21 protein-coding genes are annotated in these 25,695 nt (G+C 47.9%); 16 read left to right on the forward strand and 5 right to left on the reverse strand.

Annotated elements, in window-relative coordinates; genetic code table 11:
- The first annotated feature begins 155 nt into the window (after positions 1–155).
- The 4 genes from V6D44_RS09920 to spsC all read left to right on the forward strand — a co-directional run bounded on the left by V6D44_RS09920 (position 156) and on the right by spsC (position 2,825).
- Positions 156–1,376: an NAD(P)/FAD-dependent oxidoreductase gene (locus tag V6D44_RS09920; RefSeq protein ID WP_333516452.1), complete on the forward strand. Its 1,221-nt coding sequence runs from the start codon at positions 156–158 to the stop codon at positions 1,374–1,376.
- Positions 1,377–1,548: 172 nt separating this feature from the next.
- On the forward strand, positions 1,549–1,692 hold the full coding sequence (locus V6D44_RS09925) for a YuiA family protein (protein ID WP_003243733.1): 144 nt from the start codon (positions 1,549–1,551) through the stop codon (positions 1,690–1,692).
- A 52-nt stretch (positions 1,693–1,744) separates the two neighbouring features.
- The gene (locus V6D44_RS09930; RefSeq protein ID WP_148963995.1) at positions 1,745–2,065 is read left to right on the forward strand and encodes a YuiB family protein; all 321 of its coding nucleotides are present in this window, start codon (positions 1,745–1,747) and stop codon (positions 2,063–2,065) included.
- Between the two features lie 103 nt (positions 2,066–2,168).
- Entirely contained in the window at positions 2,169–2,825 is a 657-nt protein-coding gene (spsC, locus tag V6D44_RS09935) for a stationary phase survival protein SpsC (RefSeq protein WP_087993306.1), read from the forward strand.
- A 28-nt stretch (positions 2,826–2,853) separates the two neighbouring features.
- Here the strand turns inward: spsC and V6D44_RS09940 are convergent, their stop codons facing one another.
- Positions 2,854–3,330, reverse strand: a complete 477-nt coding sequence (locus tag V6D44_RS09940; RefSeq protein WP_087993305.1) for a divergent PAP2 family protein — start codon at positions 3,328–3,330, stop codon at positions 2,854–2,856.
- 157 nt (positions 3,331–3,487) lie between these two features.
- On the opposite strand from V6D44_RS09940, the gene V6D44_RS09945 reads away from it, so the two are divergent.
- Both V6D44_RS09945 and V6D44_RS09950 read left to right on the forward strand, forming a co-directional pair.
- Positions 3,488–4,990 carry a leucyl aminopeptidase gene (locus V6D44_RS09945; protein ID WP_087993304.1) on the forward strand — a complete coding sequence of 501 codons (1,503 nt, stop codon included), beginning with the start codon at positions 3,488–3,490 and terminating at the stop codon, positions 4,988–4,990.
- Between the two features lie 145 nt (positions 4,991–5,135).
- The gene (locus V6D44_RS09950) at positions 5,136–6,464 is read left to right on the forward strand and encodes a Na+/H+ antiporter family protein (protein WP_087993303.1); all 1,329 of its coding nucleotides are present in this window, start codon (positions 5,136–5,138) and stop codon (positions 6,462–6,464) included.
- Between the two features lie 70 nt (positions 6,465–6,534).
- Here V6D44_RS09950 and V6D44_RS09955 read toward each other — a convergent pair whose 3' ends face one another.
- Positions 6,535–7,137 (reverse strand): biotin transporter BioY, encoded by a 603-nt coding sequence (locus V6D44_RS09955; RefSeq protein ID WP_087993302.1) that lies wholly within the window; start codon positions 7,135–7,137, stop codon positions 6,535–6,537.
- A gap of 102 nt (positions 7,138–7,239) precedes the next feature.
- Between V6D44_RS09955 and V6D44_RS09960 the strand changes: the two genes are divergently transcribed.
- The 8 genes from V6D44_RS09960 to V6D44_RS09995 all read left to right on the forward strand — a co-directional run bounded on the left by V6D44_RS09960 (position 7,240) and on the right by V6D44_RS09995 (position 21,121).
- Positions 7,240–7,836 carry a sulfite oxidase-like oxidoreductase gene (locus tag V6D44_RS09960; protein WP_087993301.1) on the forward strand — a complete coding sequence of 199 codons (597 nt, stop codon included), beginning with the start codon at positions 7,240–7,242 and terminating at the stop codon, positions 7,834–7,836.
- Between the two features lie 213 nt (positions 7,837–8,049).
- Complete coding sequence (besA, locus tag V6D44_RS09965) at positions 8,050–8,919, forward strand: ferri-bacillibactin esterase BesA (protein WP_087993300.1); 870 nt, start codon at positions 8,050–8,052, stop codon at positions 8,917–8,919.
- Between the two features lie 198 nt (positions 8,920–9,117).
- Positions 9,118–9,903: a 2,3-dihydro-2,3-dihydroxybenzoate dehydrogenase gene (locus V6D44_RS09970; RefSeq protein WP_087993299.1), complete on the forward strand. Its 786-nt coding sequence runs from the start codon at positions 9,118–9,120 to the stop codon at positions 9,901–9,903.
- 25 nt (positions 9,904–9,928) lie between these two features.
- Positions 9,929–11,125, forward strand: coding sequence for an isochorismate synthase DhbC (gene dhbC / locus V6D44_RS09975; RefSeq protein ID WP_202328126.1), 1,197 nt, complete (start codon positions 9,929–9,931; stop codon positions 11,123–11,125).
- Between the two features lie 28 nt (positions 11,126–11,153).
- The gene (locus V6D44_RS09980; RefSeq protein WP_333516454.1) at positions 11,154–12,773 is read left to right on the forward strand and encodes a (2,3-dihydroxybenzoyl)adenylate synthase; all 1,620 of its coding nucleotides are present in this window, start codon (positions 11,154–11,156) and stop codon (positions 12,771–12,773) included.
- A gap of 31 nt (positions 12,774–12,804) precedes the next feature.
- Positions 12,805–13,740, forward strand: a complete 936-nt coding sequence (locus tag V6D44_RS09985) for an isochorismatase (protein ID WP_333516455.1) — start codon at positions 12,805–12,807, stop codon at positions 13,738–13,740.
- Between the two features lie 19 nt (positions 13,741–13,759).
- Positions 13,760–20,896, forward strand: a complete 7,137-nt coding sequence (locus V6D44_RS09990; RefSeq protein ID WP_333516456.1) for an amino acid adenylation domain-containing protein — start codon at positions 13,760–13,762, stop codon at positions 20,894–20,896.
- 15 nt (positions 20,897–20,911) lie between these two features.
- Positions 20,912–21,121, forward strand: coding sequence for an MbtH family protein (locus V6D44_RS09995; RefSeq protein ID WP_202328130.1), 210 nt, complete (start codon positions 20,912–20,914; stop codon positions 21,119–21,121).
- Positions 21,122–21,279: 158 nt separating this feature from the next.
- On the opposite strand, the gene V6D44_RS10000 is transcribed toward V6D44_RS09995, so the two are convergent.
- The 3 genes from V6D44_RS10000 to V6D44_RS10010 all read right to left on the reverse strand — a co-directional run bounded on the left by V6D44_RS10000 (position 21,280) and on the right by V6D44_RS10010 (position 24,531).
- A complete protein-coding gene (locus tag V6D44_RS10000; RefSeq protein ID WP_202328131.1) occupies positions 21,280–21,957 on the reverse strand; it encodes a YukJ family protein in 678 nt (225 codons plus the stop codon).
- A 112-nt stretch (positions 21,958–22,069) separates the two neighbouring features.
- Positions 22,070–23,206: an alanine dehydrogenase gene (ald, locus tag V6D44_RS10005; protein ID WP_333516457.1), complete on the reverse strand. Its 1,137-nt coding sequence runs from the start codon at positions 23,204–23,206 to the stop codon at positions 22,070–22,072.
- Positions 23,207–23,307: 101 nt separating this feature from the next.
- A complete protein-coding gene (locus V6D44_RS10010; RefSeq protein WP_202328133.1) occupies positions 23,308–24,531 on the reverse strand; it encodes a helix-turn-helix domain-containing protein in 1,224 nt (407 codons plus the stop codon).
- 553 nt (positions 24,532–25,084) lie between these two features.
- On the opposite strand from V6D44_RS10010, the gene V6D44_RS10015 reads away from it, so the two are divergent.
- On the forward strand, positions 25,085–25,378 hold the full coding sequence (locus V6D44_RS10015) for a WXG100 family type VII secretion target (RefSeq protein WP_003220661.1): 294 nt from the start codon (positions 25,085–25,087) through the stop codon (positions 25,376–25,378).
- A gap of 70 nt (positions 25,379–25,448) precedes the next feature.
- Positions 25,449–25,688, forward strand: a complete 240-nt coding sequence (yukD, locus tag V6D44_RS10020) for an ESX secretion system protein YukD (RefSeq protein WP_010329928.1) — start codon at positions 25,449–25,451, stop codon at positions 25,686–25,688.
- The last annotated feature ends 7 nt before the right edge of the window (positions 25,689–25,695 follow it).

Consider the following 25,695-nt stretch of genomic DNA (forward strand, 5'->3'; position numbering starts at 1 on the left):
GGCCAGTCGGATAAGTATGATAGTAGTTCTATGCGTAAGGACTTCACAAAAAACTTTTTAATATATTTCATAAAATCCCGCCAATAAGCTGAAGCTAACACAAATGATGATTTTATTATGCGTCTAACAAAAGCAAAAAAGAGAAGGTGGATGTGATGGCATTGAATAAGCCCAAAATCGTGATTTTAGGTGCAGGATATGGCGGATTGATGACGGTAACTAGGCTGACAAAGTTTGTCGGACCGAATGATGCTGATATTACGCTTGTCAATAAACACAATTATCATTATGAAACGACATGGATGCATGAAGCGAGCGCGGGTACGCTCCATCATGACCGCTGCCGTTATCAGATAAAAGATGTAATCAACCAGTCGCGGGTCAATTTTGTACAGGATACCGTAAAAGCAATCAAAATTGATGAGAAAAAAGTTGTGCTTGCGAATGGAGAGCTAAAGTACGATTATGTAGTCATCGGACTCGGAGCGGTGCCCGAGACGTTCGGTATTAAAGGTTTGAAAGAATATGCGTTTCCGATCGCTAACATCAACACGTCGCGCCTGCTGCGGGAACATATTGAGCTGCAGTTTGCGACTTACAATACGGAGGCGGAAAAACGGCCGGACAGGTTAACGATCGTTGTAGGCGGAGCCGGATTTACGGGGATTGAATTTCTCGGCGAGCTGACGGCCCGCGTGCCGGAGCTCTGCAAGGAGTATGACATTGACAGAAGCCTCGTACGAATCGTATGTGTGGAAGCCGCGCCGACCGTTTTGCCGGGCTTTGATCCTGAGCTTGTTGATTATGCCGTTCATTATCTTGAGGAAAACGGAGTTGAGTTTAAGATCGGCACCGCTGTGCAAGAATGTACACCGGAAGGAGTCAGAGTCGGGAAAAAAGATGAGGAACCAGAGCAAATCAAATCGCAAACCGTTGTATGGGCGGCAGGTGTCCGCGGCCATCCGATTGTAGAGGAAGCCGGTTTTGAAAATATGCGCGGCCGGGTCAAAGTCAATCCTGATCTTCGCGCACCCGGACATGACAATGTCTTTATTCTCGGCGACAGCTCACTGTTTATGAATGAAGATACAGAGCGCCCGTATCCGCCGACTGCGCAAATTGCGATGCAGCAGGGAATAACGGTTGCTAAAAACCTTGGCAGGCTCATTAAAGGCGGGGATCTTGAGGAATTCAAACCGGACATTAAGGGAACGGTGGCTTCTCTTGGCGAGCATAACGCGGTTGGGGTCGTGTATGGCAGAAAGATGAAAGGCACGCCGGCTTCGTTTATGAAAAAAGTCATCGATAACCGCTCGCTGTTTTTGATCGGCGGACTTGGACTGACGTTGAAAAAAGGCAAGTTTAAATTTTTCTAAAAACCCGCTTCCGCGGGTTTTCTTTATTAAAAAACGGCAAAATAAAAAGATAATAAGAGGAAAATGAATATGTTTCCGCTTACATGAAAAGATTTGTCACATGATCTAACTTTATTGTTGACAGCCTAATATGTTATATTATCAGAAAATTAAGAAAAAGGGTGATGATCAGATGAAAACTGCAACGACAACCGCTTCACATGCATGCCCATTTTGCTCAGGGAAAGGGTACTTTCAATTGATTCTCGGCGGTTCAGAGACTTGCCCATCTTGCCAGGGGACAGGAAAAGACAGTCATTCTTTTTCCAGCCGTTGACTTTATTTCAGCCCCCGCGTTACACTAAAAACAACGCAGGGGGTGGAATAGGTTGATTAGTCTGCCAGTCGTCATCATCTCAATTGTTCTGTTTTTTGTTTTGTTTTTTGGAATCGGTTTCTTATTAAACATGCTGCTGAGGATGTCTTGGATTATGGCTGTGATATATCCAATTGTATGCCTTTTCATTATCAGCAAGGAAAAGCTGATCAGCTATATCCAGTCGCCGGGAGAATCATTTGCTGGCCTGTTTCATCGTATCGTGTCATTAGCGGCTGCCGATGTGCTGATTTTAGCCAGCGGTTTGGCTGGCGCCGTCGTATCCGGTATCGCGATCAACATGCTTAGAAAAAGAGGATATCAAATGTTTTAAATGCCGCTTTCTTCCTAAAGAAAGCTTTTTTTTGTGCTTTGCTCATTCACCATATTGAATATTGCTCTCTCCAATTGGGAACAATGATTCGGAGGAGAGGTGGATGATGTTGAATATGATCAGACGTTTGCTGATGACCTGTTTATTTCTGCTTGCATTTGGCACGACACTTTTATCAGTGTCAGGAATCGAAGCGAAGGACTTGTCGAAATGGGTGCAGGAACATCAAGAAAAGCACTTGAAGCATGCAGGACTGACATTAAAAGCATTGCAGCTGAAAAAAACACAAACCATGTCCGCGGACAAGGATAAAACAAAACCGTTAGAAGAAGCTTTTGATTGGAACGAGTATCCGGTCCAAAAAGTAACAGCAACAGGCTACACGGCAGGAGCTGAATCGACGGGAAAAAAGCCCGGTGACCCATTATACGGGCTTACATATTCAGGTGTGAAAGTAAAACGGGATTTATACTCCACGGTTGCCGCTGATCCGTCCGTTTTCCCGATCGGCACGATTTTATTCATTCCGAACTACGGTCTTGGAGTTGTGGCAGACACAGGATCGGCTATTAAGGGAAACCGCCTTGATTTGTACTTTGAAACCGTCAAAGATGTGTACAATGAATGGGGCAAAAAAACCCTTGATGTATATGTGATTAAAAAGGGAACGGGAAAGGTCACTGAGGATGAGCTTGATAAGCTCAATGAAACGAAATCTTTGCAAGTATTCAGAAATCAATATAAAACAGTGAAAGAATAAAACGCTCCAGCCACCGCTGGAGCGTTTTTTACATAAATAAGTAAGCGAGTATCAATGTTAGTAAGATACCTGTTAAACCTCCGAAAAAAACCTCGATCGGCTGGTGTCCGAGAAGCTCCTTCAGCTTTTTTTGCTTTTCTTTTTCTTTGGCTTTCGGGAAGTCCTTTGCTTCATTCACGAAGCGGTTAAAATCAATGACAAGCTTATTGATGACTGTTGCCTGCTCACCGGCATGCCGTCTGACGCCAGTTGCGTCAAACATGGTAATGACGGCGAATATAGCGGAAACTGCAAATAGAGAGGAGCTTAGTCCATGCTCCAAGGCTACGGCTGTAGAAAGCGCGGTAACCGCTGCGGAGTGGGAGCTCGGCATGCCGCCTGTGCTTGTTACCAGCGTCCAGTCCAGTTTTCTGGATGCGATAAACTGTATGGGCACTTTGATGACCTGAGCAAAAACAATCGCGGCCAGGCTTGATAATAAAGGGAAATTTGTTAAAAGTTCCATTGGCGACATCCTTTCTATTTGAAAAAATCCTTCGTGTTTCAAAAGAAAAAAACAAGTCTTAGACTGTTGTTTGATAAAATAAGTGTAATGGAAAGAATGTTTTTCCTATTATACCATTGTTCATAACAAATACCCATTACGTTAGGAGTGTAAGCATATGTTTTATGCGATTCAGCAATTAGAGCATACGGAAACCCTTGTGGTTGGACTTTTTCAAAAAAGCCAGCTGTCAGGCAAAGCGCTGGAAATGGATGAAATGCTGGAAGGGCATCTGACACAGCTTTTGAAAGATGGTGATGTCTCTTCGAAACCAAATCAAGTATCAAAAGTATTCCCTCCATCCTCTGCGGGTATGAAACGAATTTATTTCGTTGGTCTGGGGAGAGAAGCCAATTATTCGTTTGAACAGGCGAAGGAATGTTTTGCCCATGTTTTTCAAGCGATTCATAAAGACCGGAAACAAGAAGCGGCTGTCCTGCTTGACACGTTTATTTCGGAAGACGTGCCTGCAGCCGATGCCGCGCATGCTTTAGCTGAGAGCTGCCTGCTTGCATCCTATGAGGTGCAGGATTATAAGCACAAATCAAATGAGCCGGACAAACAAATCGAAGCCGTGTACGCCGTCACAGATGAAGACACACAAGAAGTGCAGGCGGGACTTCGCGTCGGCCAGGCATACGGGCAAGGGGCAAATTCGGCTAGAACGCTAGTGAATATGCCGGGAAACATGCTGACAGCGACTGACCTCGCTTCTTATGCAGAAGAGCTTGCGGCGAAATATGATTTTGAGTGTGAGATATTGGAGAAATCAGAGATGGAAGAGCTCGGTATGGGCGGAATACTTGCTGTAAACCAAGGCTCGGCCGAACCCCCGAAAATGCTTGTTTTGAAGTATCAGGGCAAAAAGGAATGGGAAGATGTCGTCGGACTTGTCGGAAAAGGGATTACCTTTGACACAGGCGGCTACTCCATTAAAACGAAATCTGGAATTGTCGGCATGAAATCTGATATGGGAGGAGCAGCTGCGGTTCTTGGCGCAATGGAAACGATCGGAGAGCTTCGTCCCGAGCAAAACGTGCTGGCTGTCATTCCGTCAACCGATAACATGATCTCCGGCGGGGCGATGAAGCCCGATGATGTGATCGTATCATTAAGCGGAAAAACCATTGAAATCCTCAATACGGATGCTGAAGGAAGGCTTGTGCTTGCAGATGGCATTACATATGCGAAACAGCATGGGGCATCAGTTCTTGTGGATGTAGCTACGTTAACCGGCGGCGTTGTTGTGGCATTAGGGACAGAAACGACAGGAGCTATGACAAATGATCACAGCTTTTATCAGCAGGTAGCTGATGCTGCGGAAGAATGCGGAGAGGCGATCTGGCAGCTGCCGATAACAGAGAAGGATAAAAAACGTGTGAAAAGCAGCCAAATGGCGGATCTCAGCAATTCGCCGGGACGCGAAGGACATGCGATTATGGCAGGAACGTTTCTTGGTGAATTTGCCGAAGCAACGCCTTGGGTGCATCTTGATATTGCGGGCACGGCGACTTCAAATAAAGCAACCTGCTTCGGGCCGTCCGGGGCTACCGGCGTTATGGCCAGAACACTTGCCACACTGGCGGAGCGATTTACATTGGAAGAAGATAAAAGCGAATAATGATGGACCCCTGCTGCGGAATGCGGCGGGGATTTTTTCTTCCAAAATCTTTAGTTGACTAAAGTGTAGCGATTATGATACGATACGTTCGTACTTTATTTATCTACTACATTAGCAAACTAAAGGATTTTTATGGAGGGTTATCATGAATGCAGTCGTCATCGCAGTGCTGCTTATGCTTGTTTTAAGCCTGCTGCGTGTCAATATCGTTATCGCATTAATCATAGGGGCCCTTGCCGGCGGGTTAACAGGCGGGCTCGGGCTTGGAGAAACGGTTAAAGCTTTTACAGACGGGCTCGGCGGAAATGCCACCGTTGCAGTCAGCTACGCCATGCTTGGCGCGTTTGCTGCGGCTTTAACGAAAACAGGTCTTCCGGACGCAATGGTGGAAGCCTCCGTTAAATTGATCGGAAATAAAGAAGACACCCGCAAAAAAGCACTGTCCAAAGTGCTGATTGTTCTGATTATTTTAATCATATCTTGCTTTTCGCAAAACGTGGTTCCGGTTCACATCGCATTTATCCCGGTGCTGATTCCGCCGCTGTTGAAAATCTTTAATGAACTTGAAATGGACCGCCGTCTGATTGCGTGTGTGATTACATTCGGTTTAACGGCGCCTTATATCTTAGTGCCGGTCGGTTTCGGCCAAATCTTCCAAGGCATGCTCAAGGATAATGCAGAAGCTGCCGGATTAAACGTATCTCTCGGTGATATTCCTTACGCTTTAATGATCCCGGTTGCGGGTATGGTTGTAGGTTTGATTATCTCAATCATCGTCTTCCGTAAACCGAAAACATACGAAACAAAAGAAATATCTAGTACGAATGCTTCTCCATATACAAAAAAAAGCCTGGCCATCGCGGTTCTTGCCATCGCAGTGTCACTCGGCGTCCAGCTCTATTTATCTCAGACTTTGGGAGTAGAAGGGATGATTATGGGGGCGCTGGCAGGTCTGATCATTCTGTTTGTCAGCGGTGTGATGAAGCGTGATGAAGCGGACTCACTGATTACTGACGGAATGGTTTTAATGGCTTTTATCGGTTTTGTCATGCTCGTTGCAGCCGGGTTTTCAAATGTATTGACGAAAACCGGAGATGTAGAGTCACTGGTTAAAACAGCAGCTGGCATTATGGGGAACAGCCAGTTAGTGGGCGCATTGCTGATGCTGATTGTCGGTTTGTTCATTACAATGGGAATCGGTTCTTCTTTTGCGACGATTCCAGTTATCACAACGATCTTTGTGCCTCTTTGCATGCAGCTCGGCTTCAGCCCGATGGCAACGGTTGCGATTATCGGAACGGCTGCTGCGCTCGGTGATGCCGGATCACCTGCCAGCGACAGTACACTTGGACCGACTTCAGGTTTGAGTGCGGACGGCCAGCATCACCACATTTGGGACACTTGTGTGCCGACATTTTTATTTTATAATATTCCGCTTATCATCTTCGGCTGGATTGCGGCGATTGTTTTATAGGAAAAAGGCTCTCCTTTACTGGGGAGCCTTTTCTCGTTATGATAAAAAAACCGTCCAAGAGAATGATTTTTTACGTGGACGATATGTGATTTCTATTAAAGCCGGTTGCTTTTTGAATAGAGCGGTAGATCGCAGGTGCGATAAACGCCAGCACCACAGCCAGCGCCGTGTCTTTGACCATAAACCAAGTCATAAAGCCCCAAGCCGTGCCGTAGCTCACTGGCGTATGAATCCACAGCTTCAGCGCAAGATACATATAGGTAGTCCCGATGATATACATGATGGCGGTTCCGATAAGAGAAGCCATCAAAAATCGGATGTTGCTCGGCTGTATTTTGCGTTCTAAAAACCATCCAGCTGCATACGCCGCTGGGATGTATGAGAGAATAAATCCGCCGCTTTTTCCGGCAAACGGTGCGAAGCCCGCTGAAAATTGAGCAAACACAGGCGCTCCGGCCAATCCGACAAGCGCATATACAATCATGGCAATCCCTGCTCGTTTGCTGCCGAGCAACAAACCCGCCAAAATACAGAAGAATGGCTGCATTGAAAGCGGAATGCCGGCTACTTGTAAAAAGGGTGCCACTGATGTAATGTTGGCGCCGACAGCCATAAGTGCGGCGAACATGCCGATCAGCGCCATATCTCCAGCACGAAGTTTTTGTTGTTTCATTGTTGCTCCCCCTTAGGTTGACATACACAATCATAGAGTAATAAAGAACGGATATATTGTCAACATAAATTGAAATAAGGTTAACGAAAAGGAGGGCTCTATATGTATTTTGGAAAAACAAAACAGACTGACCAATCTGGGAGAGTGCCGCCAAATCAAAACGTCACAACCTCATTTCCTGTGCTTCATACTGGAAATGTCCCATATTACGAAGATATGACCAAATGGAATCTGCAAGTATATGGATTGGTTGACCAGCCGATGCTGTTGAGTTTCGAAGATGTTAAGGCCTTTTCTCAGTACGAATCGAAAAATGACATTCACTGTGTCACTGGCTGGTCAAGGCTTGATAATGTGTGGCAAGGCGTGCGGGCTCGAGATATAGCGGAAAAAGCGGGTGTTAAAGAAGAAGCGGGCTACGTCATTTTACATGCGGAAGAGGGCTGGACGACCAATCTCCCGCTTGATGATTTCATGGCTGAAACATCGCTCCTGGCTTATGCGCATAATGGCGAGCCTTTAACGCCTGAACACGGCTTCCCGCTGCGGGGCGTATTTCCGCATCTGTATTTTTGGAAAAGCGCCAAGTGGCTGCGCGGCATCCAATTTACGAAAGAGAATCACCCTGGCTTTTGGGAGCAGAACGGCTATCACATGAGAGGCGATCCTTGGCAAAATCAAAGATTTACATGGGATTAAGGTTCTATTTTAGGTAGGACAATCTGCATCTTTATCCGGTTTTTATTTCCATATAAATAGCCTTTAGGTACCTTATTTGATGAAGGTGCCTTTTTTAATTGGAAAAAAGTTGACTTTCTTTGGAAGAAAACCTATTATTTGAGTTGTCTAGTTGATAGTGAAAATCATTATCATATATTGCGATTTAGTTTAAGGAGAGGAATGTCGTACTGCATGAATGAGAAAACAACAGACAGAGTGAAAGGCGGGACGCAAAACGCATTTACCATTCCTGGGACGGAAGTGCGTATGATATCTTCACGCAATGAAAACCGTGCCTACCAAATTTTCATTTCGAAACCGAGTACCCCGCCGCCGCCCGCTGGTTATCCGGTTATTTATCTGCTGGATGCCAATTCTGTCTTTGGAACGATGGCGGAAGCTGTTCGAATACAGGGGCGCCGTCCTGAAAAAACCGGAGTGATCCCTGCTGTGATCGTCGGCATTGGCTATGAGACAGCAGAACCGTTCTCCTCAGCGCGTCACCGGGATTTTACAATGCCGACGGCTCAATCGAAGCTGCCGGAAAGACCCGACGGCAAAGAATGGCCGGAGCATGGCGGGGCAGAGGGCTTTTTCAGATTTATTGAGGAGGATCTAAAACCGGAGATAGAACGAGATTACCAGATTGACAGAAACAGACAAACGATCTTTGGGCACTCGCTTGGCGGTCTGTTCGTGCTGCAGGTGCTGTTAACAGCGCCGGATGCGTTTCAAACGTATGTCGCGGGAAGTCCGTCTATTCATTGGAATAAGCCATTTATTCTCGAGAAAACGGGCCATTTCGCCTCCCGCTTCAAGAACAACAATCAGCCTATCAATATCCTGCTTGCTGCAGGTGAATTGGAGCAGCATCATAAAAGCCGGATAAACGATAATGCGAGGGAGCTTTACGAACGGCTGGCCGCTTTATCTGAACAAGGCATGCGGGCAGAGTTTTGCGAGTTTTCAGGAGAAGGGCATATTTCGGTTCTTCCTGTTTTGGTCAGCAGGGCGCTGCGTTTTGCGCTTCATCCTGACGGACCGCATATGTCAATGGGCTGAGACATTCTCAGCCTCGCTTCTACATATAAAATATTCGTCATTGAAATTATATTTGACTGTCACATGACAATTGGATATGATTATTTTTATAATTGATAATGATAATCATTATCACTAAATTGTGCTTTTCTTTTCAAGGCACAGCAGTTTTTTTCGCTGGATGTCCGTCCGGCATAAGCGAAGAAAGGAATTGATGACATGAATGCAAAGGGTATAGAGGGCAAAATTGCTTTGATAACAGGAGCTGCCCAAGGGATAGGTGAAGCTGTTGCTAGGACGCTTGCCAGTCAAGGCGCACACATTGCGGCAGTTGATTATCATCCTGAAAAGCTGCAAAAGGTTGTGGACAGTCTTAAAGCAGATGGCTGCCATGCGGAAGCCTTTCCCGCGGATGTGAGAGACAGCGCGGCGATTGACGACATCACGGCCCGCATCGAACGTGAAATGGGGCCGATCGATATTTTGGTGAATGTAGCGGGTGTCCTTCGCCCGGGACTAATCCATACACTCAGTGATGAGGAATGGGAGGCCACGTTCTCAGTGAATTCGACCGGCGTGTTTAACGTCTCGCGTTCAGTCAGCAAATATATGATGGACCGGAGATCGGGTTCGATTGTAACGGTCGGATCGAATGCTGCCAGTGTGCCGAGGACATCAATGGCGGCATATGCCTCTTCAAAGGCTGCTGCTGTGATGTTTACGAAATGTCTTGGCCTTGAGCTTGCAGAATATCATATCCGCTGCAATATTGTATCTCCCGGATCAACCGAAACAGACATGCAGTGGTCATTATGGGCCGATGAAAATGGAGCTGAGCAAGTCATAAAAGGATCACTTGAGACATTTAAGACGGGAATCCCGCTCAAAAAAATGGCTCAGCCTTCGGATATTGCGGATGCCGTGCTCTTTTTGGTTTCTGACCAGGCGGGGCATATTACGATGCATAATTTATGTGTAGATGGCGGCGCGACCTTAGGCGTATAACTCATTTTAAAGGAGGTTCATGAGAATGTTGGAACAAAACGTTGTACCAGGAACAAAAGCGGAGCATTTGCTTCATGAGTATCAGCCGGGTTCTTTTTTCTTAGCTTCTCCCCATCGCGTGCTGTTAGCGAAAGGCATTAGTGAAATCGTACCGGAGGCAGAAGGGCACAACCAAATAGAAACCCTTTCCGGCCGTATTGCAGAGACGCTGCGTCAAGCAAAGCAGTCGGGGCAAAGCCGTCCGCTTGTTGTCGGAGCCGTTCCTTTTGATCATGTAAAAGCAGCTCGGCTTGTTGTTCCTGAAGAAGTGCGCTGGTCTGGACCGCTTCAATTTGATTATGCGGAGAAGGAGCAGCAGCCTGAGCATACATACCACATAGAGCCTGTTCCTGCACCGGAAGGGTATAAAAATGGTGTCGAACAAGGACTGGCGCGCATTGCCGATGGGACACTCAGCAAGATTGTCCTGTCCAGATCGCTGCATTTGACATCGTCTGAACCGATTCAGACGGATGAACTGCTTAGACATCTGGCGCAGCATAATACGCATGGCTACACGTTTGCCGCAGACGTGTCCAGACAAGCGGAAACGTCGTCGAGCCGAACTTTGCTCGGTGCAAGTCCGGAGCTTCTCGTTTCAAGAAGGGGAACTCAGGTCGTTTCCAATCCATTAGCCGGCTCAAGGCCTCGCAGTGATGATCCGGCTGAAGACCAGCGCCGGGCTGCCGAATTGCTTTCTTCCGCTAAGGATCTCCATGAGCATGCGGTTGTGGCTGACGCGGTTGCGGCAGCGCTCCGGCCTTTCTGCCGGACGCTGGATGTTCCGGAGAAACCTTCACTGATCAAAACGGAGACGATGTGGCATTTGTCCAGCGTGATTAAGGGAGAGCTGTCTGATCCGTCGGTGACCGCACTGGAATTGGCAGCGGCGCTCCACCCGACGCCGGCCGTCTGCGGAACACCGACTGATCTAGCAAGAGAAGCGATTCTCAGCATTGAACCGTTTGACCGCGGTTTCTTTACCGGCATGGTCGGCTGGTGTGATGACGCGGGTGACGGAGAATGGATCGTTACGATTCGTTGCGCAGAGGCAGAAGAACGCTCACTTCGCCTGTATGCAGGAGCAGGTGTTGTTGCCGGATCAAAACCAGAGGACGAGCTTCAGGAGACATCCGCGAAGTTTCAGACAATGCTGCGGGCAATGGGCGTGAATCATATATGATCAGAATGAATTGCTGGAGGGATACAACATGCTGAATGGATTTACTCCTTGGCCTGATGGGGTAGCTGAGACATATCGGAAGAATGGCTGCTGGGCCGGCGAGACGTTTGGAGATCTGTTAAGGGACAGGGCTGCCAAACATGGTGATCGCATTGCCATTACATGCGGAAACACCCATTGGAGCTATCAAGAGCTTGACACAAGGGTTGATCGTCTGGCTGCCGGATTTCAAAAGCTCGGCATTCAACAGATGGATCGTGTCGTAGTGCAGCTCCCGAATATCGCAGAGTTTTTTGAGGTCATTTTCGCGCTCTTCCGTTTGGGGGCGCTCCCAGTCTTTGCACTGCCTTCTCATCGAAGCAGTGAAATTACATATTTTTGCGAGTTTGCTGAAGCGGCTGCTTACATCATTCCAGACTCTTATTCCGGTTTTGACTACCGTTCACTTGCCAGACAGGTTCAAAGCAAGCTGCCGTCTTTGAAACACGTCATTGTCGCAGGTGAAGCAGAGGAATTTTTGCCGCTGAAGGGTTTGCATACAGAACCTGTGAAACGGCCTGAAGTCAGCTCTTCGGATGTGGCGTTCCTTCAGCTTTCTGGAGGAAGCACCGGCTTATCAAAACTGATCCCGCGGACTCACGATGACTACATATACAGTCTGCGGCGGAGTGCAGAGGTCTGCTGGCTCGATCACAGTACGGTGTACTTGGCAGCATTGCCGATGGCGCACAATTACCCGCTGAGCTCTCCCGGGGTTCTCGGCGTGTTGTATGCCGGAGGAAGAGTGGTATTATCTCCTTCTCCAAGTCCTGATGACGCGTTTCCTTTGATTGAACGGGCACAAGTCACGATTACCGCTCTTGTTCCGCCCCTTGCAATGGTATGGATGGATGCCGCATCTTCACGCGATGACGATTTATCCAGCCTTCAAGTGCTGCAGGTCGGCGGCGCCAAGTTCAGTGCTGAAGCTGCGCGCAAGGTTAAAGCTGTTTTCGGCTGCACGCTTCAGCAGGTGTTCGGAATGGCAGAGGGTCTCGTCAATTATACGAGATTGGATGACCCTGAGGAAGTCATTGTCACCACCCAGGGAAAACCGATGTCCCCATATGACGAAGTGCGTGTTTGGGATGATCAGGATCGTGACGTGAAACCTGGTGAAACAGGGCATCTGCTGACGCGGGGGCCGTATACGATTCGGGGTTACTATAAGGCAGAAGAGCATAATGCCGCTTCTTTTACTGAGGACGGTTTTTACCGCACGGGTGATATCGTCAGGCTGACAGCAGACGGCTATATTGTCGTTGAAGGCAGAGCGAAGGATCAAATTAACCGCGGGGGAGAAAAAGTGGCGGCTGAAGAAGTTGAAAATCATCTTCTGGCACATCCGGCTGTCCATGATGCCGCAATGGTCTCAATGCCTGACCAATTTCTTGGCGAAAGATCTTGTGTGTTCATTATTCCCCGGGATGAAGGGCTGAAAGCCGCAGAGCTTAAAGCTTTTTTGAGAGAGCGCGGACTGGCTGCATACAAAATCCCCGACCGCATTGAATTTGTCGAATCCTTCCCGCAGACAGGGGTAGGAAAAGTCAGCAAAAAAGCGCTTCGTGAAGCCATTGCCGAGAAGCTTCTTGCAGGTTCAAAAAAATAAAACAAACAACAAGTTGAGAGGAAGTGTTCAAATGGCTATACCTGCCATTCAGCCGTATCAAATGCCGACAGCGTCTGATATGCCGCAAAACAAAGTTTCATGGGTGCCTGATCCCAATCGGGCAGTCCTGTTAATACACGATATGCAAAACTATTTTGTCGATGCTTTCACAGCGGGAGCGTCTCCGGTAACAGAGCTTTCAGCGAATATACGCAAGCTGAAGGACCAATGTGCCCAGCTGGGGATTCCTGTTGTCTATACCGCGCAGCCGGGAAGCCAAAATCCGGCTGATCGGGCGCTGCTGACAGACTTTTGGGGTCCGGGATTAAACAGCGGCCCTTATGAGGAGAAAATTGTAAACGAGCTGTCACCGGATGATGATGATATCGTGCTGACAAAATGGAGATACAGCGCGTTTAAGAGAACGAATCTGCTTGAGATTATGCGAAAAGAGGGGCGCGATCAGCTGATCATTTCCGGGATTTACGCCCATATTGGCTGTCTCGTTACAGCATGTGAAGCATTTATGGAGGATATCGAAGCATTTTTTGTGGGAGATGCAGTTGCTGATTTTTCATTAGAAAAACATCAAATGGCGCTGGACTATGCGGCTGGGCGCTGCGCGTTTACCGTGATGGCCGACAGTCTTCTCGACCAGCTGAAGAATGCGCCTGAACCTGCTCAGAAAACGTCAGTGACGACTGGCAAAGCAGTGTTTACATGTGAGAATATCCGTAATCAAATCGCTGAGCTTCTTCAAGAAACACCTGAAGATATTGCAGATCAAGAGGATTTGCTCGACCGTGGGCTTGATTCGGTAAGGATCATGACATTAGTAGAACAATGGCGCCGCGAAGGAGCCGAGGTGACATTCGTGGAACTGGCTGAACGCCCGACGATCGAAGAATGGCAAAAATTGCTCACAACCCGCAGCCAGCAAGTGCTGCCAAACGCGGATTATTTATAAAGGGAGGGTAAACAAACGGATGCCTGATACAAAAGACCTTCAATATTCTTTGACCGGAGCGCAAACCGGCATATGGTTTGCTCAGCAGCTTGATCCGGACAATCCAATCTACAATACAGCGGAATATATAGAAATCAATGGACCAATCAATATTGCTCTTTTTGAAGAAGCTTTGCGGCACGTGATAAAGGAAGCGGAATCGCTGCATGTCCGCTTCGGTGAAAAGATGGATGGGCCTTGGCAAAAGATAAACCCGTCTCCGGATGTACAGCTGCACATCATTGACGTCAGCTCTGAGCCTGATCCGGAAAAAACAGCATTAAACTGGATGAAGACAGATTTGGCAAAGCCGATCGATTTAGGATATGACCCTTTGTTCAATGAAGCTCTGTTTATAGCCGGGCCTGATCGTTTCTTTTGGTATCAGCGCATTCACCATATTGCGATCGACGGCTTCGGCTTTTCCCTGATTGCCCAGCGCGTGGCAAGTACGTATGCCGCACTTATGAAAGGACAATCAACTGATGGCCGTTCCTTTGGGGCTCTCCAGGCCATATTGGAGGAGGATGCAGATTATCGCGGATCAGAGCAGTATGAGAAGGATCGTCAATTCTGGCTGGATCGTTTTGCTGATGGCCCTGAAGTTGTGAGTTTGGCTGATCGGGCCCCAAGAACATCTAACAGCTTTCTTCGTCATACGGCGTATTTGCCTCTATCTGATGTAAACGCGTTAAAAGAAGCGGCGCGCTATTTCTCAGGAAGCTGGCATGAAGTCGTGGTTGCAGTGTCGGCTGTTTATGTACACCGTATGACCGGCTCTGAGGATATTGTGCTCGGTCTGCCCATGATGGGACGGATAGGGTCCGCATCATTGAATGTGCCGGCTATGGTGATGAATCTTCTCCCGCTCCGGCTGTCTGTCAGCTCTTCGATGAGCTTTTCAGAGCTTATTCAGCAAATTTCCCGGGAAATCCGCAGTATCCGGCGACATCATAAGTATCGCCATGAAGAGCTTCGGCGCGATCTGAAATTGATAGGAGAAAACCATAGATTGTTTGGCCCGCAAATCAATCTCATGCCATTTGATTACGGTCTTGACTTTGCCGGGGCCCGAGGAACAACGCATAACCTTTCAGCCGGTCCTGTTGATGATCTATCAATCAATGTCTATGACAGAACGGACGGCAGCGGGTTGCGGATAGATGTTGATGCGAATCCAGAGGTGTACAGCGAGTTTGATATTCAACTTCATCAGCAGCGTATCCTGCAGCTGCTGCAAACGGCTTCAGCCGGGGAGGATATGCTGATTGGGCAAATGGAGCTTCTATTACCAGAGGAGAAAGAACAAGTCATTCGTGAATGGAATGAGACAGGAAAATCCGAGAAGCTGCTCAGCCTCCAGGACATGTTTGAGAAGCAGGCAATCCTTACGCCAAAGCGTATCGCTCTCCTATGTGATGACGTTCAAGTAAACTATCAAGAACTGAATGAGGAGGCAAACCGCCTCGCGCACCTTTTAATTGAAAAAGGTCTTGGTCCGGAGCAATTTGTCGCTTTGTCGCTGCCGCGTTCTCCGGAGATGGTAGCTTCGATGCTAGCTGTATTAAAGACTGGTGCGGCGTATCTTCCGCTTGATCCGGAGTTTCCAGCCGACCGAATTTCTTACATGCTCGAGGATGCGAAACCTTCATGCATCATAACGACTGAGGAAATAGCAGCCCGTCTCCCTGATGACATGGCAGTACCGCAGCTTGTGCTTGATCAGGCTGTTACACAGGAGGCTGTTAAACGCTATTCGCCTGACAATCCGAATATATCGGTTCCTCTTGCCCATCCTGCGTATATCATCTATACCTCAGGATCAACAGGAAGGCCGAAGGGTGTCGTTGTTACGCTGAAAAGCTTAAGCAATTTTCTGCTGTCCATGCAGGAGGCTTTTTCTCTGGGAGAAGAAGACAGACTGTTGGCTGTGACAACTGTCGCTTTTGATATTTCGGCATTGGAGTTATTTCTTCCGCTTATCAGCGGGGCGCAAATCGTGATCGCGAAGAAAGAAACGATTTGTGAGCCGCAGGCATTAGCTCAGATGATTGAATATTTTGATATCAATATCATGCAGGCGACACCGACACTATGGCATGCTTTAGTGACGAATGAACCAGAGAAACTTGGGGGGCTCAGAGTGCTTGTCGGAGGCGAAGCGCTGCCGAGCGGTCTTTTGCAGGCGCTTCAAGAGCTTCAGTGTCCAGTCACGAACTTATACGGCCCTACTGAAACAACAATTTGGTCTGCCGCAGCTTTTCTTGAAAAAGGGGTGAAGGGCGTTCCGCCGATTGGCAAACCGATTTGGAATACGCAGGTGTATGTGCTGGATAACGGCTTGCAGCCGGTGCCGCCGGGCGTTGTCGGAGAGCTTTATATTGCAGGAGACGGCTTGGCTAGAGGTTACTTCCGCCGGCCTGATTTAACGGCCGAACGTTTTGTCGCAGATCCATACGGACCGCCGGGGACTCGGATGTATCGAACCGGAGATCAGGCCCGCTGGCGAGCTGATGGGTCTTTGGATTATATCGGGCGGGCTGATCATCAAATCAAAATTCGCGGATTCCGAATTGAACTTGGAGAAATTGATGCCGTGCTTGCCAAGCATCCGGACATCGAACAGGCCGCTGTTGTCGTTCGGGAAGATCAGCCGGGAGACAAACGGTTAGTCGCATATATAGTCGCTGCTTCTGCTATTGACATTGCCGAGCTTCGCCGTTATGTGGGTGCCAGTCTTCCTGATTATATGGTGCCGGCGGCGTTTGTGGAGATGGACGAACTGCCATTAACACCGAATGGCAAGCTCGATCGAAAAGCACTGCCAGCGCCTGATTTTAGCACATCTGTCAGCGATCGGGGACCGCGGACCCCTCAGGAAGAGATATTGTGTGACTTGTTTGCCGAGGTTCTTGGTTTGGCCCGTGTCGGCATTGATGACAATTTCTTTGAGATGGGCGGTCACTCTCTTCTTGCGGCCCGTTTGATGAGCCGTATTCGCGAGGTAATGGGGGTCGAACTCGGTATCGCAAAGCTCTTTGACGAACCGACAGTCGCCGGACTTGCTGTACATCTCGATCAGGCGCAGAGTGCACGGCCCGCATTGCAGAGAGCCGAGCGGCCTGATAATATCCCGCTTTCTTTTGCTCAGCGACGGCTATGGTTCCTCCATTGCCTGGAAGGACCGAGCCCTACTTATAATATTCCGGTTGCTGTCCGTCTGACGGGTGAACTGGACCAAGAAGTGCTGAAAGCGGCACTATATGATCTCGTCTGCCGCCATGAAAGCCTTCGGACGATTTTCCCTGAATCACAAGGGACATCCTATCAGCATATTTTGGAGGCTGATCAAGCACGGCCTGATTTACATGTTACTGAAATTGCTGAGAAGGAGCTTTCTGAGCGGCTTGCCGAAGCTGTGCGCTACAGTTTTGATCTTGCAGCTGAACCTGCTTTTCGTGCAGAGCTTTTTGTCATCGGTCCTGACGAGTACGTGCTGCTTCTCCTCGTACATCATATTGTCGGGGACGGCTGGTCCTTAACGCCGCTGACCCGCGATCTTGGGGCGGCTTATGCGGCTCGCTGTCACGGAAGAGATCCCGAATGGGCGCCCCTTGCTGTGCAGTATGCAGACTATGCGCTTTGGCAGCAAGAACTGCTTGGAAGCGGGGATGATCCAAATAGTTTGATTGCCGGACAGCTTGATTTCTGGAAAGAAACCCTGAAGAATTTGCCTGATCAGCTTGAACTGCCAACCGATTATTCACGTCCGGCTGAGCCGAGTCATGATGGGGATACGATTCATTTTCGCATTGAGCCTGAGCTTCACAAGCGATTGCAGGAGCTGGCTCGTACAAATAGGGTGAGCCTGTTTATGGTGCTTCAATCCGGCCTGACCGCTTTATTGACAAGGCTCGGGGCGGGCACTGATATCCCGATCGGCAGTCCGATCGCGGGGCGGAATGATGATGCGCTGGGCGATCTTGTGGGGCTGTTTATCAATACATTGGTGCTCAGAACCGATACGTCCGGTGACCCCAGCTTCCGTCAGCTTCTTGACAGAGTGCGGGAAGTGAATCTGGCAGCTTATGAAAATCAGGACCTGCCGTTTGAGAGACTTGTAGAGGTGCTCAATCCGGCTCGTTCACGGGCGACGCATCCTTTATTCCAAATTATGCTTGCGTTCCAAAACACACCAGACGCTGAACTGCATCTTCCTGACATGGAAAGCAGCCTGCGGATCCACAGTGTCGGTTCTGCCAAGTTTGATGTGACGCTGGAAATCAGTGAAAACCGGCTTGCTGACGGGACACCAAACGGATTGGAGGGACTGCTCGAGTACAGCACTGATCTTTTCAAGCGGGAAACCGCTCAGGCTCTTGCTGACCGTCTGATGCGCCTGCTGGAGGCTGCCGAGTCTGATCCGGACCAGCAAATCGGAAATCTGGACATTCTTGCACCGGAGGAGCACAGCAGCATGGTGACAGATTGGAGAAGTGTTTCTGAAAAGATTCCGCACGCAAGTTTGCCGGAGCAGTTTGAGAAACAGGCAGCTTTAAGTCCAGATGCCATTGCTGTTGTTTATGAAGATCAGGCGCTAAGCTATGCAGAGCTGAATGAAAGAGCAAATCGGCTTGCCCGAATGCTGATCAGCGAAGGCGTCGGGCCGGAGCAATTTGTGGCATTAGCACTGCCCCGATCACTGGAGATGGCTGTCGGGCTATTAGCGGTGCTGAAAGCCGGCGCGGCTTATCTGCCTCTCGATCCGGACTATCCGGCTGACCGAATCGCTTTTATGCTGAAAGATGCACAGCCCGCGTTTATTATGACGAACACAAAAGTTGCGGAGCATATTCCGTCAGCGGAAAACGTGCCGAAAATCGTGTTGGATGATCCGGGACTGGAAGAGAAACTAAACACATACTCTGCTGAGAATCCGAATAATACGGATCGGATTCAGCCGCTTTCTCCTTTGAATACGGCGTATGTCATTTATACATCCGGTTCAACGGGAGTTCCAAAAGGTGTGATGATTCCTCATCAAAACGTAACGCGTTTATTTGCAGCGACCGACCACTGGTTCCATTTCAGCTCGGACGATATCTGGACCATGTTCCATTCCTATGCGTTTGACTTTTCGGTGTGGGAGATTTGGGGTCCTTTGCTGCACGGCGGACGTCTTGTGATCGTGCCCCATCATGTCAGCAGATCGCCGGAAGCGTTTCTGCGCCTGCTTGTCAAAGAAGGTGTGACCGTTCTGAATCAGACACCATCTGCTTTCTATCAATTGATGCAGGCGGAACGGGAGCAGGCGGATTTCGGACAGGCGCTCAGTCTGCGCTATGTCATTTTTGGCGGAGAAGCGCTGGAACTCAGCCGTTTAGAGGATTGGTATAATCGCCACCCTGAAAATAGACCGAAGCTGATCAATATGTATGGGATTACTGAAACGACTGTGCATGTGAGCTATATCGAATTAGACCGAAGCATTGCAGCTTTACGGGCAAACAGTTTGATCGGCTGCGGGATTCCCGATCTTGGTGTATATGTGCTGGACGAGCGCTTGCAGCCCGTTCCGCCGGGTGTTGCCGGAGAGCTGTATGTATCAGGAGCGGGATTAGCACGAGGCTATCTGGGACGGGCTGGTTTAACAGCGGAACGCTTCATAGCTGATCCATTCGGTCCTCCGGGCACTCGGATGTATCGCACTGGGGATGTGGCCCGCCTCCGCGCTGACGGTTCTCTCGACTATGTCGGCCGTGCCGATCACCAAGTGAAAATTCGAGGTTTCCGGATTGAACTTGGAGAAATTGAAGCCGCGCTAGTTCAGCATTCACAGCTTGAAGATGCGGCAGTGATCGTTCGTGAGGATCAGCCGGGAGATAAACGTTTGGCAGCTTATGTTATCCCTTCGAAAGAAACGTTTGATACAGCGGAACTGCGCAAATATGCTGCTGATAGACTGCCGGATTACATGGTGCCTTCCGCCTTTGTGACGATGAAAGAATTGCCGCTGACACCGAACGGAAAGCTTGACCGTAAAGCGCTGCCCGCTCCGGATTTCGCAGCGGCGGTGACAGGACGCGGACCGAGAACACCGCAGGAAGAAATCCTCTGTGACCTGTTTATGGAAGTGCTTCACTTGCCGCGTGTCGGTATTGATGACCGTTTCTTCGATTTAGGCGGACATTCCTTGCTTGCTGTTCAGCTGATGAGCCGCATTCGTGAAGCGCTCGGTGTTGAACTCAGCATCGGCAACCTATTTGAAGCACCGACTGTGGCCGGGCTTGCTGAAAGACTTGAGATGGGCACAAGCCAAAGCGCACTCGATGTTCTGCTGCCGCTCCGAACAAGCGGAGACAAGCTTCCTTTATTCTGTGTACATCCGGCAGGCGGACTCAGCTGGTGCTATGCTGGTTTGATGACCAATTTAGGAACAGATTATCCGATCTACGGCTTGCAAGCACGCGGAATCGGGGAGCGGGAGGAGCTTCCGAAATCGCTTGATGACATGGCTGCCGATTATATTGAACAAATCCGAACGGTCCAGCCGAAAGGCCCGTATCATCTGCTGGGCTGGTCCCTTGGCGGGAATGTTGTTCAAGCTATGGCCACCCAGCTGCAAAATCATGGAGAAGAAGTATCTCTACTAGTGATGCTGGACGCCTATCCGAACCACTTCCTTCCCATAAAAGAGGCGCCGGATGATGAGGAAGCGCTTATTGCTCTTCTGGCGTTAGGCGGGTACGATCCAGACAGCTTAGGGGACAAACCGCTTGATTTTGAAACGGCGATTGAGATTCTTCGCCGTGACGGCAGCGCGCTTGCGAGTCTGGATGAATCGGTCATTTTAAATCTGAAGAATACGTATGTCAATTCTGTCGGCATTTTAGGCTCATATAAGCCGAAAACCTTCCGTGGAAATGTCTTGTTTTTCAGATCAACAATCATACCTGAATGGTTTGATCCGATTGAACCGGATTCGTGGAAGCCTTATATTAACGGACACATTGAACAAATCGACATCGACTGCCGCCATAAAGATCTTTGTCAGCCTGCACCGCTCGCTCAAATCGGCAAGGTGCTCGCTGTCAAACTGGAAGAGATGAATAAATAAGGGGGGAAGAAAGAGATGGCAAATCCTTTTGAAAATCCGGATGGCACATATTTGGTGCTGATCAATGAAGAGGGCCAATATTCCCTATGGCCCGGATTTATAGATGTGCCGAGCGGCTGGACAGTCGTTCATGAGCAAAAAGGGCGTGAAGCTTGTCTGGACTATATCCAATCGCATTGGAGTGATATGAGGCCAAACAGCTTAAAGCCTGTTGGAAATGTGTAATAGTATAAAAAAGAGACTGCTTGCCGCAGTCTCTTTTGCTTCTAGACTTCAAGGGTTTTCAATCACGCTGAAAAGATGACAAAATCCTAAAACAAAAACCGTTTTAGGACTTTGTCTGCAATCTGAAAGAGACTGTCGCTGCAGTCTCTTTTTCTATCTTACGCAGACGTTTCGGTATGATCACAATCTTTGACCGGGTTTCCGTTTTCATCCGTACACCAAGATTGGGATAAAAATGCTAAAAACACAGCGGCCCATTGATCGGCAAATTGTATCAGAATGCCTCCGTCATGCCAAGCGCCGTTGTCTTTTTTCCAGCGGCTATCCATTGCATTCCCTTGATTCATATGGATATTGTGCATGCCGTTGGTCGGAGTAAAGCCGAATATTTTATCCGCAGCCTGCTCCGGCCCAAATTTTGAACCGAATATATAAACCGGCGCTTTCTCTTCTTGCGCTTTTTTCATATACGTTTCAATAAAATCATTTAAATCATTATCAGGCCCTGTGATTTCATGAGGCAAAGGTTTCATTCCCCGCGGATCAAACAAATTGCCCCGCACATAATCGAGCGCCACTTCACGGTTTGCCTCATTGATCTTTGTATATCCATACGGCATGTTCGGAAGGATGGTGATCGAGCTTGAATCAAACTGATCGTCAGCCATATACAATACTTCAGATTCCTCAGAGCTGGACATCACATTGATGGCGCACCTGTAATACGTATTCTCTTCACCGAGCACTTTGACTTGGAAATGGGGACTGTCATCATCTGTTTCCCGCTTCATGTCTAAGACAATGCCTTTTAAAACGCCATATTGTTGAACAGCCATATGAATCCTCCTTTATGATCAAGTTCATCGTTTTAGTTCGTGAAATGGTTCCTCTTTTCCTTTTAAAAATAAAAAAAGCCTGCAGAAAATCTTTCTGCAAGCTTAATGTGAATTAAGCACCCGCTACAGATGACTCATCCTGTAAAGCTTTCTCGGCAGGCACATACTCGTATCCTAAATCCTTTGCCACAGCCTCGTAGGTCACGTGTCCGTTTGCTGTGTTTAAACCAGCTCTCAGTGCCGCATTGTCTGCGAGCGCTTTTGCTGCTCCTTTGTTCGCGATTTGCAGCGCGTATGGAACAGTAACGTTCGTCAGCGCGATTGTTGATGTGCGAGGGACAGCGCCCGGCATGTTCGCCACAGCGTAGTGGACAACGCCGTGTTTTTCATATGTCGGCTGATCATGCGTGGTAATATGGTCGACAGTTTCGACGATGCCGCCTTGGTCGATCGCAACATCGACAATCACTGAACCAGGTTTCATTTGTTTTACCATTTCCTCGGTGACAAGAGTCGGAGCTTTAGCCCCCGGAATTAAGACCGCGCAAATGAGAAGATCCGCTTCTGCCACAGCATCTGCAATATTGACCGGGTTAGACATTAACGTTTTCATCTGATGGCCGAAAATGTCATCAAGCTGGCGCAGGCGGTCTGCGTTTAAGTCGATGATGGTCACGTCTGCACCAAGGCCGACAGCCATTTTCGCCGCGTTTGTGCCGACAGCGCCTCCTCCGATAATCGTTACTTTTCCGCGGGAAACGCCTGGCACTCCTGCAAGCAAAATGCCTTTTCCGCCCTTAGGTTTCTCTAAGAATTGAGCTCCGATTTGCGCTGCCATTCTGCCTGCGACCTCTGACATTGGCGTCAGAAGCGGCAATGTCCGGCCGTCACTAACTGTTTCATATGCGATCGCCGTAACGCCTTTATCTTTCAAGGCTTGCGCAAGCTTAGGCTCGGCGGCTAAATGAAGGTACGTAAACAGTACAAGTCCTTTGCGGAAGTAGACATATTCTTCCGGCAGCGGTTCTTTTACCTTCATGACCATTTCGGCGTCCCACACCTGTTTCGGCTCGGCAATGATTTCCGCTCCTGCTGATTCATAGCCTTCATTTTCAAATCCGCTTCCAAGGCCCGCGCCTGTTTCAACCAGCACCCGGTGGCCGTTTGAAATAAGCTGGGAAACGCCTCCAGGTGTTAGTGCGACACGGTTTTCATTGTTTTTTATCTCTTTAGGAACCCCTATGATCATATCTGTCTCCTCCTGTATACGTGATGTTTTTAGTGTAGAATGATTCTTTAGAAAATTCTTTGTTTGAATAAGAAAATAAAAAAACATGGATTTGTGAAATTTCACAAATCCATGTGCCGAAGCTTAATATCTAAATAGATGGTGAATTTTTGATTTACATTTTTCAAATCGATTTCAGCGATCTGGCTGATACGCTTGAGGCGGTAATTCAATGTATTAACATGTATATTTAACACCTTGGCAGCGGTATTCACGTTGCTGTCAGCTTCAATAAAACGTTCTAGCGTTTCTACCATATTTGACTGGTGATTCCGGTCATACTGTTCCAGTTTGGATAGCGAATAATTAAAATATCCCGTCTGCTTCCGTTTCTCATCTAAGACATCCAAGTATTGATAAATGCCTAGCTCAGAAAAGCTGAAAAAATGTTGGGTCTCTTCTGCGAACCGTTCCTTCGCTTTTAGAACGGACAATGCTTCCAGATACGAGCGGGAGACAAATGAAATAGAGTTGTATATTCCGCCAATAGCGATAGAAGCGCCTTCTATTTTATAACGTTCCTTCAGCTGTTTTTGTGTACTCAAAGCAAACTGTTTTAAATCTTGAAAAGGGTGTTCTGTTTTGGGAGCGGTTAAAATAATGAGTTCATTGGAATCTACGGTCGTCAGCAGCACGTGAACCTGCTGGGTCGTTTCCTGCAAATATTGCAGCTGCTGTTCGATTTTTTCCGTCAGTTCGCTGTTTATCCGGATGATCATCACGGAAAACTCAGAAGGGGCAACCATTCCAAGCTTGTGAAATCCATCCGCCATGTCATGTTCCTGATGAATGTGTCCGGTCAGCATTTTCCAGAAAAACTCTTGGCTTCGTTCTTCATTTTTCGTTTTTCTGATTTGGAGCTTGAGAAGCTTGTTTCTCACTGCTTTTGCCGCCATTTGCAACGTCATCAGATCATCGTCAGACAATGTTTTTTGGATCTCAAGCGCCCATATGAAGCCAAGCACTTGGCTGTTTTTCCAAATCGAAATGGCAACACGATTGCTTAGCCCGACATCATCTATTTGCTTTACTCTGATCGGCTGGTCCGTTTTTAAGAGAGCTGGAATCGTCCCGTCTTTCCACAACTTATTAATGACCTTCTCAGGTACTCTTCTGCCAATGATAGTAGACGTCCGGGCAGGGTCTGTGCAGTCGCTGTGTGTGCTGTAGGCAAGAAGCTTGTGGTTAACATCCTCTATGGTGATCGGGCACCGCAGCACGTCGCTGATATGATCAGCCACATCTTCAAGTCTGTCAAAACTGTATTTAAACGGATCATTCGGCATGGTCACAAATCTCCCTACTTTTCATGCTTGATTTCTCTTTGACATCTCATTATCTACCTTTTATTATGATTGTTGTTGTTTGTGAAAATCAACAACAAAGAGCGGAAGCCAAACAATAAAGTAAAAGGCATACTAGAGAAACGTCTTATATATGATTGGCAGAGTAATCGCCTGCAGTTTTGCGCCTTATATGATTGAAAGTTTATTCTTTTAAGAAGGTCATCGGAGGCGAGGATTAAGGAAAGAAAAAACTCAACCTTTCAGAAATGGTGCTGTAGCATCAAATTTTCTGAAAGGTTTTTTTTGGGAGTTGGAGAATCATTTGGGTCTTTTGGATTATTCGAAGAATGAAGAGAAGATTAAGAAAATGAACCTACTTGTTTAACAATATATGTCATTTTTAAGTGATCCGGGATAAACCATTGGACTCATTTTGTAAAATTAAAACATATTTGTTTGACTGTGCCGAAAAACTGTTTTTATAATAATGACGTTCTAAAAATAAGTGAATTAGCCCATATTTAGGCTGATGGCACAGGAGGTAATGAGGAATATGGCAGGATTAATTCGTGTCACACCCGAAGAGCTAAGAGCGATGGCGAAGCAATACGGCGTCGAAAGCCAAGAAGTATTAAATCAGGTTGATCGTTTAAACCGTATGATCTCTGATTTGAAAAGCATGTGGGAAGGTGCTTCAAGCGAAGCGTTCGCAGATCAATACGAGCAGCTCAAACCTTCATTTATCAAAATGTCAGATTTGCTTCAAGATGTGAATCAGCAGCTTGATCAAACAGCAAATACACTTGAGTCTACTGACCAAGACATCGCAAATCAAATCCGCGGATAACAGTATGAAAGGGAAGGAGCGCCTGATTCACCAGAAGACGGCGCTCTTTCTATGTAAGGGTGATCCTAAAATGTATATTGATATTACAATAGATTTGAAACATTATAACGGCAGTGTCTTTGATCTCAGATTGTCAGATTACCACCCGGTGAAAAAAGTAATTGATATTGCTTGGCAGGCTCAAAGCGTAGCTATACCTCCGCGCGAAGGGCACTGGATCAGAGTGGTTAATAAGGATACGGTGTTTTCCGGAGAATGCAAGCTGTCTGATTGCGGCATTACAAACGGAGACCGGCTTGAAATATTATGAAAGGATC

Origin of the sequence: Bacillus sp. 0209A (genome assembly GCF_036765095.1) — a bacterium.
GTDB classification, from domain to species: domain Bacteria; phylum Bacillota; class Bacilli; order Bacillales; family Bacillaceae; genus Bacillus; species Bacillus subtilis_G.

Bases quoted from the DNA above. Each gene is read 5' to 3' on its own strand.
- V6D44_RS09945 (WP_087993304.1), top strand. From the start codon at position 3,488: ATGTTTTATGCGATTCAGCAATTAGAGCATACGGAAACCCTTGTGGTT.
- besA (WP_087993300.1), top strand. From the start codon at position 8,050: ATGAATGAGAAAACAACAGACAGAGTGAAAGGCGGGACGCAAAACGCA.
- V6D44_RS09990 (WP_333516456.1), top strand. From the start codon at position 13,760: ATGCCTGATACAAAAGACCTTCAATATTCTTTGACCGGAGCGCAAACC.
- V6D44_RS09995 (WP_202328130.1), top strand. From the start codon at position 20,912: ATGGCAAATCCTTTTGAAAATCCGGATGGCACATATTTGGTGCTGATC.
- V6D44_RS09985 (WP_333516455.1), top strand. From the start codon at position 12,805: ATGGCTATACCTGCCATTCAGCCGTATCAAATGCCGACAGCGTCTGAT.
- ald (WP_333516457.1), bottom strand. From the start codon at position 23,206: ATGATCATAGGGGTTCCTAAAGAGATAAAAAACAATGAAAACCGTGTC.
- V6D44_RS09970 (WP_087993299.1), top strand. From the start codon at position 9,118: ATGAATGCAAAGGGTATAGAGGGCAAAATTGCTTTGATAACAGGAGCT.
- V6D44_RS09950 (WP_087993303.1), top strand. From the start codon at position 5,136: ATGAATGCAGTCGTCATCGCAGTGCTGCTTATGCTTGTTTTAAGCCTG.
- V6D44_RS10010 (WP_202328133.1), bottom strand. From the start codon at position 24,531: ATGCCGAATGATCCGTTTAAATACAGTTTTGACAGACTTGAAGATGTG.
- V6D44_RS09940 (WP_087993305.1), bottom strand. From the start codon at position 3,330: ATGGAACTTTTAACAAATTTCCCTTTATTATCAAGCCTGGCCGCGATT.
- dhbC (WP_202328126.1), top strand. From the start codon at position 9,929: ATGTTGGAACAAAACGTTGTACCAGGAACAAAAGCGGAGCATTTGCTT.
- spsC (WP_087993306.1), top strand. From the start codon at position 2,169: ATGATGTTGAATATGATCAGACGTTTGCTGATGACCTGTTTATTTCTG.
- V6D44_RS09980 (WP_333516454.1), top strand. From the start codon at position 11,154: ATGCTGAATGGATTTACTCCTTGGCCTGATGGGGTAGCTGAGACATAT.
- yukD (WP_010329928.1), top strand. From the start codon at position 25,449: ATGTATATTGATATTACAATAGATTTGAAACATTATAACGGCAGTGTC.
- V6D44_RS09955 (WP_087993302.1), bottom strand. From the start codon at position 7,137: ATGAAACAACAAAAACTTCGTGCTGGAGATATGGCGCTGATCGGCATG.
- V6D44_RS09925 (WP_003243733.1), top strand. From the start codon at position 1,549: ATGAAAACTGCAACGACAACCGCTTCACATGCATGCCCATTTTGCTCA.
- V6D44_RS09920 (WP_333516452.1), top strand. From the start codon at position 156: ATGGCATTGAATAAGCCCAAAATCGTGATTTTAGGTGCAGGATATGGC.
- V6D44_RS10015 (WP_003220661.1), top strand. From the start codon at position 25,085: ATGGCAGGATTAATTCGTGTCACACCCGAAGAGCTAAGAGCGATGGCG.
- V6D44_RS09960 (WP_087993301.1), top strand. From the start codon at position 7,240: ATGTATTTTGGAAAAACAAAACAGACTGACCAATCTGGGAGAGTGCCG.
- V6D44_RS10000 (WP_202328131.1), bottom strand. From the start codon at position 21,957: ATGGCTGTTCAACAATATGGCGTTTTAAAAGGCATTGTCTTAGACATG.